Annotated in this window: 10 protein-coding genes; 6 read left to right on the forward strand and 4 right to left on the reverse strand. The window is 60.4% G+C overall.

Annotated elements, in window-relative coordinates:
• Window positions 1–373: 373 nt before the first annotated feature.
• The 4 genes from BI292_RS16525 to BI292_RS16540 are packed head-to-tail and all read right to left on the reverse strand — an operon-like array spanning window position 374 to window position 3,912.
• A complete protein-coding gene (locus BI292_RS16525) occupies window positions 374–1,114 on the reverse strand; it encodes a YciK family oxidoreductase (protein WP_092279391.1) in 741 nt (246 codons plus the stop codon).
• 29 nt (window positions 1,115–1,143) lie between these two features.
• The gene (gene mupP, locus BI292_RS16530) at window positions 1,144–1,815 is read right to left on the reverse strand and encodes an N-acetylmuramic acid 6-phosphate phosphatase MupP (RefSeq protein WP_101208489.1); all 672 of its coding nucleotides are present in this window, start codon (window positions 1,813–1,815) and stop codon (window positions 1,144–1,146) included.
• A 4-nt stretch (window positions 1,816–1,819) separates the two neighbouring features.
• Window positions 1,820–2,518 (reverse strand): bifunctional 2-polyprenyl-6-hydroxyphenol methylase/3-demethylubiquinol 3-O-methyltransferase UbiG, encoded by a 699-nt coding sequence (ubiG, locus tag BI292_RS16535; protein ID WP_092279395.1) that lies wholly within the window; start codon window positions 2,516–2,518, stop codon window positions 1,820–1,822.
• A 59-nt stretch (window positions 2,519–2,577) separates the two neighbouring features.
• Window positions 2,578–3,912 (reverse strand): TRZ/ATZ family hydrolase, encoded by a 1,335-nt coding sequence (locus BI292_RS16540; protein WP_101208490.1) that lies wholly within the window; start codon window positions 3,910–3,912, stop codon window positions 2,578–2,580.
• Window positions 3,913–4,020: 108 nt separating this feature from the next.
• Here BI292_RS16540 and mtnA point away from each other — a divergent pair, with 108 nt between their 5' ends.
• From mtnA to BI292_RS16570, 6 genes are all read left to right on the forward strand, one after another.
• On the forward strand, window positions 4,021–5,097 hold the full coding sequence (gene mtnA / locus BI292_RS16545) for an S-methyl-5-thioribose-1-phosphate isomerase (RefSeq protein ID WP_101208491.1): 1,077 nt from the start codon (window positions 4,021–4,023) through the stop codon (window positions 5,095–5,097).
• A 447-nt stretch (window positions 5,098–5,544) separates the two neighbouring features.
• Window positions 5,545–8,223, forward strand: coding sequence for a DNA gyrase subunit A (gene gyrA, locus BI292_RS16550; RefSeq protein ID WP_101208492.1), 2,679 nt, complete (start codon window positions 5,545–5,547; stop codon window positions 8,221–8,223).
• 303 nt (window positions 8,224–8,526) lie between these two features.
• Window positions 8,527–9,612, forward strand: a complete 1,086-nt coding sequence (gene serC, locus BI292_RS16555) for a 3-phosphoserine/phosphohydroxythreonine transaminase (RefSeq protein WP_101208493.1) — start codon at window positions 8,527–8,529, stop codon at window positions 9,610–9,612.
• On the forward strand, window positions 9,612–10,706 hold the full coding sequence (gene pheA, locus BI292_RS16560) for a prephenate dehydratase (protein WP_028620536.1): 1,095 nt from the start codon (window positions 9,612–9,614) through the stop codon (window positions 10,704–10,706). Before serC ends, pheA begins: the two co-directional genes overlap by 1 nt.
• 11 nt (window positions 10,707–10,717) lie before the next feature.
• Window positions 10,718–11,830 carry a histidinol-phosphate transaminase gene (gene hisC / locus BI292_RS16565; protein ID WP_101208494.1) on the forward strand — a complete coding sequence of 371 codons (1,113 nt, stop codon included), beginning with the start codon at window positions 10,718–10,720 and terminating at the stop codon, window positions 11,828–11,830.
• Window positions 11,831–11,858: 28 nt separating this feature from the next.
• Window positions 11,859–12,385 (forward strand): prephenate dehydrogenase/arogenate dehydrogenase family protein (locus BI292_RS16570; RefSeq protein ID WP_157831270.1); only part of this gene is annotated, 527 nt, incomplete at its 3' end.

The raw sequence follows: 12,385 nt of genomic DNA on the forward strand, positions 1-12,385 counted from the left end.
CTTACAGGCTGGGTGAGAGCGGCTTTGGGCTGCGCGTCATACTGGTCCGTCAGTCCCGTAGGACATTTGGTACGAGTCTAGTCCGCTTTATCGACGATAAGGAACCTATCGATTTCTGCGCCAATTCCAACTGCTTTCACACGTCTGTCTGAACAAATTAGAGCGAAAGTCGTGCCATTCAGTTCACTCGAATAAAAGCCGTTAAAAATCATGGAATTACGGCGTCTAGCTAAAATGGGCGGGAGAAATTGCGGCAGTTGTTTGACTTGGAAATGCGAAAGTTACGACGATTGTCGTGTGCCGCGACGGATAAATGCCGCGGCACAAAGCGACGTGCGGGAGTTACTGACGGTATATCGGGGGCAATCGAGGGTTATTGCGCGTTGAACGCCTGGCCATTGATGCCCGTGCTGTCCGGACCCATCAGGTACAGGTAGACCGGCATGATCTCCTCGGGCGTCGGGTTGTTCAGCGGATTTTCCCCCGGATAAGCCTGGGCGCGCATGCTGGTGCGGGTGGCACCGGGGTTGATGCTGTTGGAGCGCACGGGGGCGACGGTATCGACTTCATCGGCGAGCGTTTGCATCAGCCCTTCGGTGGCGAATTTCGACACGCCGTAAGCGCCCCAATACGCGCGGCCCTTGCGCCCGACGCTGCTGGAGGTGAACACCACCGAAGCGTCCTGGGACAATTTGAGCAACGGCAGCAGAGTGCTGGTGAGCATGAACATCGCGTTGACGTTGACGTGCATCACGCGCATGAAGTTTTCGCCGGACAACTGCTCGATCGGCGTGCGCGGACCAATGATCGACGCGTTGTGCAGCAGGCCATCGAGGTGGCCGAACTCGGTTTCGATCATCGCTGCCAGCTCATCGTATTGATGCGGCAGGGCAGTTTCGAGGTTGAACGGGATAACCGCCGGTTGCGCATGGCCAGCCGCTTCGATTTCGTCGTAGACCTGAGTCAGGTTGGCTTCGGTCTTGCCCAGCAACAACACGGTCGCGCCGTGGGCGGCATAGGCCTTCGCCGCAGCGGCGCCGATGCCACGGCCAGCGCCAGTCACCAGAATGACCCGGCCCTTGAGCAATTCGGGGCGAGCGGAATAATCAAACATGAAAAAACCTCAACAAATCAGAAAGCGACTTAACAGCTGCACAACGCGCTGTCCAACACCTTGCGCAGCTCCAGCGGATGATCGACCACCACGTCCGCGCCCCAGTGCCGCGGGTTATCGTCCGGGTGGATGTAGCCAAATGTCACCGCCGCGGTCTTGGTCCCGGCATCGCGGCCCGACTCGATATCACGCAAGTCATCGCCGACAAACAACACACTCGCCGGATCGAGGTCGAGCATCTTGCACGCGAGAATCAACGGCTCCGGATCCGGCTTGCTGTTCTTCACATGGTCCGGGCAGATCAGCACTGCCGAGCGCTCGGCCAAGCCCAGTTGCTGCATGATCGGTTCGGCAAAACGCAACGGCTTGTTGGTGACTACGCCCCAGATCAGATTGGCTTTCTCGATGTCGGCCAACAATTCGCCCATGCCATCGAACAGCTTGCTATGCACCGCGCAACCGACGAGGTAGCGCTCGAGGAACTCCAGGCGCAATTCCTCGAAACCCGGCGATTCCGGGTCCATCGAAAACGTCACCGCGACCATGGCTTTCGCGCCGCCGGAGATCTCGTCGCGAATGTGTTTGTCGTTCATCGGCGGCAAACCACGATCAGCGCGCATTGCCTGGCAGATGGCAATGAAGTCCGGCGCGGTGTCGAGCAGGGTGCCGTCCATGTCGAAAAGGACTGCTCTGATTCGCATCGGCTTACTCCTCGCGCAGGGTCTGGATCATGTAATTGACGTCGACGTCCGGCGCCAGTTTGTAGTGTTTGGTCAGCGGGTTGTACGTCAGGCCGATGATGTCCTTGACGGTCAGGCCGGCCATGCGGCTCCAGGCACCAAGCTCGGAAGGGCGGATGAATTTCTTGAAGTCGTGGGTGCCGCGCGGCAACAACTTCATGATGTATTCGGCGCCGATAATCGCGAACAGGTAGGCCTTCGGGTTGCGGTTGATCGTGGAGAAGAACACCTGGCCGCCCGGTTTGACCATCTTGAAGCAGGCGCGGATTACCGAGGACGGGTCCGGCACGTGCTCGAGCATTTCCAGACAAGTGACCACGTCGAACTGCTCGGGCATTTCTTCGGCCAGTGCTTCGGCGGTGATCTGGCGGTATTCGACGGTCACGCCGGATTCCAGTTGATGCAATTGCGCAACGGCCAGCGGCGCTTCGCCCATGTCGATGCCCATGACCGTGGCGCCGCGCTGAGCCATGGCTTCGCTGAGGATGCCGCCGCCGCAACCGACGTCGAGGACTTTCTTGCCGGCCAGATTGACCCGTTCGTCAATCCAGTTGACCCGCAGCGGGTTGATGTCGTGCAGCGGTTTGAACTCGCTTTCGCGGTCCCACCAGCGATGGGCCAGGGCTTCGAATTTGGCGATTTCGGCGTGGTCGACGTTGCTCATGGTTTAAATCCTCTAAAACTTGAAAAATCCTGTTTGCCCCCGGTGTTTGACCGAGGTGCTTACGATTCGGTGTGGCCGCTGATGCGTTGGCCCCAGGCCTTGGCCGTGGCGCAGAGTTGTGCTTCATCCAGGCGCGTCAGGCGTTTGTCGTCGAGCAATTGCTTGCCGGCAACCCACAGGTGTTTCACGCAGTCGCGGCCGGTGGCGTATATAAGCTGCGAAACCGGGTCGTAGATCGGTTGCTGCGCCAGGCCCGACAGGTCGAACGCAACAATGTCCGCAGCCTTGCCGATTTCCAGCGAACCAACGTCAGCCTCGATCCCGAGGGCGCGGGCGCCGTTGAGCGTCGCCATGCGCAACGCGCGATGGGCGTCGAGCGCGGTGGCTGAACCGGCGACCGCTTTGGCCAGCAACGCGGCGGTGCGGGTTTCGCCCAGCAGGTCGAGGTCATTGTTGCTGGCCGCGCCGTCGGTGCCGATGGCAACGTTGACGCCGGCCTGCCACAGACGCTCAACCGGGCAGAAGCCGCTGGCGAGTTTCAGGTTCGACTCCGGGCAATGAATCACATTGGTGTTGCTTTCTACCAGCAGGGCCAGGTCTTCATCGCTGATCTGGGTCATGTGAACCGCCTGAAAGCGCGGCCCGAGCAGGCCCAGGCGACCCAGCCGGGCCAGCGGACGCTCACCGCGCTGTTCCACCGCTTGCTGCACTTCGAAAGCGGTTTCGTGGACGTGCATGTGAATCGCCGCGTCCAGCTCTTCGGCGATCACACGGATTTTCTCGAGGTTTTCATCGCCCACGGTGTACGGCGCGTGAGGGCCGAAAGTGATTTTGATGCGCTCGTGGTGCTTGAGGTCGCCGAACAACTCGACGCCCTGACGAATGGCTTCATCCGCCGAAGCCGCGCCGGGGATCGGAAAATCGAGGATCGGAATGGCGATTTGCGCGCGAATGCCGCTGTTGTGCACGCGCTCGCTGGCAACCTTCGGGAAGAAATACATGTCTGAGAAGCAGGTGATGCCGCCCTTGATCTGCTCGGCGATTGCCAGGTCGGTGCCATCGCGGACGAACGCTTCATCGACCCACTTGGCTTCCGCTGGCCAGATGTGGTTTTCCAGCCAGGTCATCAACGGCAGATCGTCGGCCAGGCCACGGAACAGCGTCATCGCGGCGTGGCCGTGAGCGTTGATCAGGCCCGGGGCGAGCAGCACGTCCGGCAACTCGCGCACTTGCGTGGCGTTACACTTCAGCGCTTCGGCACGCGGGCCGATAAACACGATGCGACCGTCGCGGATGCCCAAGCCATGTTCTTTGAGGACCACGCCAGCGGGTTCGACGGGTACCAGCCAGGTCGGCAGCAATAATAAGTCGAGCGCAACGGCAGGTTTCGGCATCGAGGGTCGGTTCCAGTGCTTTTGTAAAGGATGGCGAAGTATACCCGAGCGTCTTCGCCGGGGGATCGCTATAATCGGCGGCTTTTGTTCATGAGTGCGGGGTGTGGGATGCGCGATCGACTGTTGGCTGCGGAGAAGGTGAAGGCCATCGATTGGCGTGATGGCGCCCTGTACTTGCTGGATCAGCGGATTCTGCCGTTCGAGGAAACCTGGATTGCTTACACCAGCGCCGCCGGCGTGGCCGAGGCTATCCGCTCGATGGTGGTGCGCGGCGCCCCGGCGATCGGCATCAGTGCCGCGTACGCCATGGTGCTGTCGGCGCGCGCGCGGATTGCCGAGGGCGGCGACTGGCAGGCCGAGTGGGAAGAGGATTACGCGTTGCTCGCCGATTCGCGTCCGACCGCGGTCAATCTGTTCTGGGCGCTCGGTCGCATGCGTGATCGCCTGGATCGCTTGAAGGAAGATGCCGATCCACTGGCCGCGCTGGAAGCGGAAGCCATCGCGATTCATGAAAGTGATCGCGAAGCCAACCTGACCATGGCGCAACTCGGCGTCGATTTGATCCGCAAACATCAGGGCAACGCCCAGGCCATCCTCACCCACTGCAATACCGGCGCCCTTGCTACTGGCGGCTTCGGCACAGCGCTGGGGGTGATTCGCGGGGCGTTCATCGAAGGCATGGTCGAGCGCGTCTACGCCGATGAAACCCGTCCATGGCTGCAAGGTTCGCGGCTGACTGCGTGGGAATTGGCCAACGAAGGCATCCCGGTGACGCTGAATGCCGACTCCGCCGCCGCGCATATCATGAAGACCAAAGGCATCACTTGGGTGATCGTCGGCGCCGACCGCATTACCGCGAATGGCGATGTGGCGAACAAGATCGGCACCTACCAACTGGCGGTCAGCGCCATGCACCACGGCGTGCGCTTCATGGTGGTGGCGCCGAGTTCGACCATCGACATGAACCTCGCCAGTGGCGACGACATCCCGATTGAAGAGCGCGATGGCAGCGAATTGCTCAGCGTTGGCGGCCAGCGGGTCGGCGCGGAAGTCGAGGCGTTCAACCCGGTGTTCGATGTGACGCCGGCGGACCTGATCGATGCAATCGTCACCGAGAAGGGCATCGTCGAGCGCCCGGATACCGCGAAAATGGCCCAATTGATGTGCCGCAAGCGTCTGCATTGACGGTATTTGTTGTCAGCTAAAACCGCCTTCGCGAGCAAGCTCGCTCCCACAGTTGATCGAGGTGTGGCCGCAATGTTCGGCTCAACCGGGATTAAATGTGGGAGCGAGCTTGCTCGCGAAGGGGTCCTGTGGCCAGTAAACACGTTGGATCTTATCCCCGAATCTGCATTCACCGCGGCTCTAAGCTTCTCTCGTCCCCGTTGAGCCTGTCACCGGTCAACTTACTATGCTCCATGCGCATCAGGGGGATAGGTGCGTGGCGGCCTTTGTGATAACATCCGGCGTTTTCCGAGGCAGTCCCACGGGGTTGTCTTTACTGCGCAGATCCATGGCATAACTCGTTGATTTGTCGTAAGTCGGCGCCGGGCACTCAGCCTGCGTCGGCGAGCTTCGTTCGTCCCATATGGATGTGACGAAGTTTCACCAGAAAAAGGAATCAGGCTTCTCATGGGCGAACTGGCCAAAGAAATCCTCCCGGTCAATATCGAAGACGAGCTGAAGCAGTCCTACCTCGACTACGCGATGAGCGTAATTGTCGGGCGGGCACTGCCGGATGCGCGCGATGGCTTGAAGCCCGTGCACCGGCGTGTGCTGTTCGCGATGAGCGAGCTGGGCAACGACTTCAACAAGCCGTACAAGAAATCTGCCCGTGTTGTCGGTGACGTGATCGGTAAGTATCACCCGCACGGTGATACCGCGGTGTACGACACCATCGTTCGGATGGCGCAGCCATTCTCGCTGCGCTACCTGCTGGTAGACGGTCAGGGCAACTTCGGTTCGGTGGACGGCGACAACGCCGCTGCCATGCGATACACCGAAGTGCGCATGACCAAGCTGGCGCACGAGCTGCTGGCTGACCTGCATAAAGAAACCGTGGACTGGGTGCCGAACTACGACGGCACCGAAATGATCCCCGCGGTCATGCCGACGCGTATTCCCAACCTGTTGGTCAACGGCTCCAGCGGTATCGCCGTGGGCATGGCGACCAACATCCCGCCGCACAACCTCGGTGAAGTCATCGATGGTTGCCTGGCGCTCATCGACAACCCTGAGTTGACCATCGATGAGCTGATGCAATACATCCCTGGTCCGGACTTCCCGACCGCCGCGATCATCAACGGTCGCGCCGGCATCATCGAAGCCTACCGCACCGGTCGCGGGCGCATTTACATGCGCGCCCGCTCGATGATCGAAGACATCGACAAAGTCGGTGGTCGCCAGCAGATCGTCATCACCGAACTCCCTTACCAGCTCAACAAGGCGCGTCTGATCGAGAAGATCGCCGAGCTGGTTAAAGAGAAGAAGCTTGAAGGCATCACCGAACTGCGCGACGAGTCCGACAAGGACGGTATGCGCGTTGTGATCGAGCTGCGTCGTGGCGAAGTGCCTGAGGTGATCCTCAACAACCTCTACGCCCAGACCCAGCTGCAAGCGGTGTTCGGTATCAACATCGTTGCGCTGATCGACGGCCGTCCGCGGATCCTCAACCTCAAGGATCTGCTGGAAGCGTTCGTTCGCCACCGTCGCGAAGTCGTTACCCGCCGTACCGTGTTCGAACTGCGCAAAGCCCGCGAACGTGGGCACATCCTTGAAGGTCAAGCGGTTGCCCTGTCGAACATCGACCCGGTTATCGCCCTGATCAAAGCATCGCCGACGCCGTCGGAAGCCAAGGAAGCGCTGATCAAGACTGCGTGGGAATCGTCCGCTGTAGTCGCAATGGTTGAGCGCGCCGGTGCCGATTCCTGCCGTCCGGAGACCCTGGACCCGCAATACGGTCTGCGCGAAGGCAAGTACTTCCTGTCGCCGGAACAGGCTCAAGCCATTCTCGAACTGCGTCTGCACCGCTTGACCGGTCTGGAACATGAAAAGCTGCTGGCCGAGTATCAAGAGATCCTCAACCAGATCGGCGAACTGATCCGCATCCTCAGCAGCGCCGTGCGCCTGATGGAAGTGATCCGCGAAGAGCTGGAAGTGATCCGCGCCGAATACGGCGACGTGCGCCGCACCGAAATTCTCGATGCCCGTCTCGACCTGACCCTGGGTGACATGATCCCGGAAGAAGAGCGCGTCGTGACCATCTCCCACGGTGGCTACGCCAAGACCCAGCCATTGGCTGCGTACCAGGCTCAGCGTCGTGGCGGTAAAGGCAAATCGGCGACCGGCGTCAAGGATGAGGACTACATTGCTCACCTGCTGGTTGCGAACAGCCACACCACGCTGCTGCTGTTCTCCAGCAAAGGCAAAGTGTACTGGCTGAAAACCTACGAAATCCCGGAAGCGTCCCGCGCTGCCCGTGGTCGTCCGTTGGTTAACCTGTTGCCGCTGGGCGATGGTGAATACATCACCACCATGCTGCCGGTCGACGAATACACCGAAGGTCACTTCATCTTCATGGCTACCGCCAACGGCACCGTGAAGAAGACCCCGCTGGAATCCTTCAGCCGTCAGCGCAGCGTTGGCTTGATCGCGCTGGAGCTGGATGAAGGCGACGTGCTGATTTCCGCTTCCATCACCGATGGTGCTCGCGAAGTCATGCTGTTCTCCGACGGCGGCAAGGTTACGCGCTTCAAGGAAACCGACGTTCGTGCCATGGGCCGTACCGCTCGCGGTGTGCGCGGCATGCGTCTGCCGGAAGGGCAGAAGCTGATTTCGATGCTGATCCCGGAAGAAGGCAGCCAGATCCTCACCGCTTCGGCGCGTGGTTACGGCAAGCGCACGGCGATCACCGAATTCCCTGAGTACAAACGTGGCGGTCAGGGCGTTATCGCCATGGTCAGCAACGACCGTAACGGCCGTCTGGTCGGTGCGGTCCAGGTGCTTGATGGCGAGGAAATCATGCTGATTTCCGACCAGGGCACACTGGTTCGTACTCGCGTCGACGAAGTCTCCAGCCTGGGTCGAAACACCCAAGGCGTGACCCTGATCAAACTTGCCAGCGACGAAAAGCTGGTCGGTCTTGAGCGGGTTCAGGAGCCATCGGAAGTCGAGGGCGAAGAGCTTGAAGGTGAAGGCCTCGACGGTGAAGACGGCGAAGCAGGTGCAGTGTTCGACGGCGAGGTCGTGAACGACGACGCTGCCGAGGACCAGCAGCTCGACGCCGCTGCCGACGAAGAACCGCAGGAATAAGCGGACAAACAGGGGGCGGATGAGAATTCGCCCCCTTGTTGTTTGTCCCGTATGAAAATATCGACACCCATGGAGATCCGTGTGGGTGCCGGGCTTTTGTGGCGAGGGGGCTTGCCCCCGTTGAGGTGCGAAGCGCCCCTGAAACCAGTCGCCGTTATCTTGTATAAGAACGTGGTGACCGGTTGGCGATTGCTTCGCAATCGAACGGGGGGCAATCCCCCTCGCCACAGTCGAGCCCGCTCCCGCATTGAATGTGTCGACTGACAAGTTTGCATGACCCACCAAATCAGAGCGAGATTGGATGTGAGCAAGAGAGCCTATAACTTCTGTGCCGGTCCTGCGGCGCTGCCTGAAGCTGTCCTGAAACGCGCTCAGGGCGAACTCCTCGATTGGCACGGCAAAGGCCTGTCGGTCATGGAAATGAGCCATCGCAGCGATGAGTTCGTGTCCATTGCCACCAAAGCCGAGCAGAATCTGCGTGATCTGCTGAATATCCCTTCGAACTACAAAGTGCTGTTCCTGCAGGGCGGCGCCAGTCAGCAATTTGCCCAGATTCCGCTGAACCTGCTCCCGGAAAGCGGCACCGCCGACTATATCGATACCGGTATCTGGTCGCAGAAAGCCATCGAAGAAGCCTCCCGTTACGGCCACGTCAATGTCGCCGCGACTGCCAAGCCTTACGACTATTTCGCGATTCCCGGCCAGAACGAGTGGAACCTGTCGAAAGACGCGGCTTACGTTCATTACGCGCCGAACGAAACCATCGGTGGCCTGGAGTTCCAGTGGATTCCGGAAACCGGCGATGTTCCGCTGGTCGCCGACATGTCTTCTGACATTCTTTCGCGTCCGGTGGACATCTCGCGCTTCGGCATGATCTACGCCGGCGCGCAGAAAAACATCGGCCCGAGCGGCATCGTCGTCAACATCGTTCGCGAAGACCTGCTGGGTCGCGCGCGCTCGCTGTGCCCGACCATGCTCAACTACAAAGTCGCGGCCGATAACGGCTCGATGTACAACACCCCGCCAACGCTGGCGTGGTACTTGTCCGGTCTGGTGTTCGAATGGCTGAAAGAGCAGGGTGGCGTTGAAGCCATCGGCAAGCTCAACGAAGTCAAACAGCGCACTTTGTACGATTTCATCGACGCCAGCGGCTTGTACAGCAACCCGATCAACAAGTCGGACCGCTCGTGGATGAACGTGCCGTTCCGTCTGGCCGACGACCGTCTGGACAAGCCATTCCTTGCCGGTGCCGACGAACGCGGGCTGCTGAACCTCAAGGGTCACCGCTCCGTGGGCGGCATGCGCGCCTCCATCTATAACGCCGTCGATATCGTTGCGGTCAACGCGCTGATTTCGTACATGGCAGAGTTCGAGAAGGAACATGGTTAATGTCTGAGCAAGAACTCAAGGCACTGCGCGTGCGCATTGACGCCCTGGACACCAAAGTCCTCGAGCTGATCAGCGAACGTGCACGCTGCGCCCAGGAAGTTGCGCGAGTAAAGATGGCCTCGCTGGCCGAAGGCGAAGTGCCGGTGTTCTATCGTCCCGAGCGTGAAGCTCAGGTGCTCAAGCGCGTAATGGAGCGTAACCAGGGGCCGCTGGGCAACGAAGAGATGGCGCGGCTGTTCCGCGAAATCATGTCTTCGTGCTTGGCGCTCGAACAGCCGCTGAAAGTGGCTTACCTCGGCCCGGAAGGCACGTTTACCCAAGCGGCGGCCATGAAGCATTTCGGCCACGCGGTGATCAGCAAGCCAATGGCGGCGATCGACGAAGTGTTCCGTGAAGTGGCGGCCGGTGCAGTGAATTTTGGCGTGGTCCCGGTGGAAAACTCCACCGAAGGCGCGGTCAACCACACCCTCGACAGCTTCCTCGAACACGACATGGTCATCTGTGGCGAAGTCGAGTTGCGGATTCACCATCACCTGTTGGTCGGTGAAAACACCAAGACTGACAGCATCAGCCGCATCTATTCCCACGCGCAGTCGCTGGCCCAGTGCCGCAAGTGGCTGGACGCGCATTACCCGAATGTCGAGCGCGTCGCGGTTTCCAGCAACGCCGAAGCGGCCAAGCGGGTCAAGGGTGAGTGGAACTCGGCGGCGATTGCCGGCGACATGGCCGCTGGCCTGTACGGGCTGACCCGTCTGGCCGAGAAAATCGAGGATCGCCCGGACAACTCCACGCGATTCCTGATGATCGGCAGCCAGGAAGTGCCGCCGACCGGCGACGACAAAACGTCGATCATCGTCTCGATGAGCAACAAACCCGGCGCACTGCACGAGTTGCTGGTGCCGTTCCACGACAACGGCATCGACCTGACACGGATCGAGACCCGTCCGTCGCGCAGTGGTAAATGGACCTACGTGTTCTTCATCGACTTCGTCGGCCACCACCGCGATCCGTTGATCAAAGGTGTGCTGGAAAAGATCAGCCAGGAAGCAGTGGCACTCAAAGTTCTGGGTTCCTACCCGAAAGCGGTTCTCTAAGGGGTAGCAAGATGAGTGGTGATTTCCTCGCTCTGGCACAGCCGGGCGTGCAACAACTTTCGCCTTACGTTCCGGGCAAACCCGTGGACGAACTGGCGCGCGAACTGGACATCGATCCGGCGAACATCATCAAACTGGCGAGCAACGAAAACCCGTTGGGCGCCAGTCCAAAAGCGCTCGCCGCGATTCGCGACGAATTGGCCGAGCTGACGCGTTACCCGGACGGCAACGGTTTTGCCCTCAAAACCTTGCTGGCCGAGCAGTGCCGCGTCGAGCTTGATCAAGTGACGCTGGGCAATGGCTCCAACGACATTCTGGAACTGGTCGCGCGCGCCTACCTGGCGCCGGGCCTGAACGCCGTATTCAGCGAGCATGCGTTCGCGGTCTACCCGATCGTCACTCAGGCGGTTGGCGCAGACGCGCGGGTTATTCCGGCGAAGGATTGGGGTCACGATCTGCCGGCGATGTTGGCCGCAATCGACGCCGACACGCGCGTGGTGTTCATTGCCAACCCGAACAACCCGACCGGCACCTGGTTCGGCGCCGAGGCGCTGGATGAATTTCTCCAGGACGTTCCGGCCCACGTGCTGGTGGTGCTGGACGAGGCTTACATCGAATACGCCGAGGGCAGCGACCTGCCTGATGGCCTCGATTTCCTCGCGGCATATCCGAATCTGCTGGTTTCGCGCACGTTCTCCAAGGCCTATGGCCTGGCGGCGCTGCGGGTCGGCTATGGTCTGTCGACGCCAGTGGTTGCCGACGTGCTGAACCGCGTGCGCCAACCGTTCAACGTCAACAGCCTGGCCTTGGCCGCTGCATGTGCGGCGTTGCAGGACGCTGACTATCTGGCCGAAAGCCGCCGTTTGAACGAGGCCGGCATGCAGCAACTGCAAGCGGGTTTCCGTGAGCTGGATCTGGGCTGGATTCCGTCGAAGGGCAACTTTATCTGCGTTGATCTCGGTCGTGTTGCGATGCCGGTATTCGAAGGTTTGCTGCGCGAAGGCGTAATCGTGCGTCCGGTGGCCAATTACGGCATGCCGAACCACTTGCGCATCACCATCGGCACGCCGAGCGAAAACACTCGCTTCCTTGAGGCGCTGACCAAGGTTCTGGCTCGTGGTTGATTTCGTTGCACAGCAATCCGCTGAACCGGTGATCGGTCGCCTGGTGGTGGTCGGTCTGGGTTTGATCGGCGGTTCGTTTGCCAAAGGCTTGCGTGAAAGTGGCGTGTGCCGCGAAGTGGTCGGGGTCGATCTGGATCCGCAGTCGCGCAAACTTGCGGTTGAATTGGGTGTGGTGGATCGCTGCGAAGAAGACCTGGCCACCGCGTGCCAGGGCGCTGACGTGATCCAGCTCGCCGTGCCGATTCTTGCCATGGAGAAAATGCTGGTGCGTTTGGCCAGCATGGACCTGGGGCAAGCGATCCTCACCGATGTCGGCAGCGCCAAAGGCAATGTGGTGCGCGCGGCGACCGAAGCGTTTGGCGGCATGCCGACGCGTTTCGTGCCCGGTCATCCGATTGCCGGCTCCGAGCAGAGCGGGGTGGAAGCTTCCAACGCCGAGCTGTTCCGTCGGCATAAAGTGATTTTGACGCCGCTGGATCAGACCGATTCGGCAGCGCTGGCGGTGGTCGACCGCTTGTGGCGCGTTTTGGGCGCCGATGTCGAGCACATGCAGGT

It is taken from the genome of Pseudomonas sp. 43NM1 (genome assembly GCF_002836905.1).
Lineage (GTDB): Bacteria > Pseudomonadota > Gammaproteobacteria > Pseudomonadales > Pseudomonadaceae > Aquipseudomonas > Aquipseudomonas prosekii.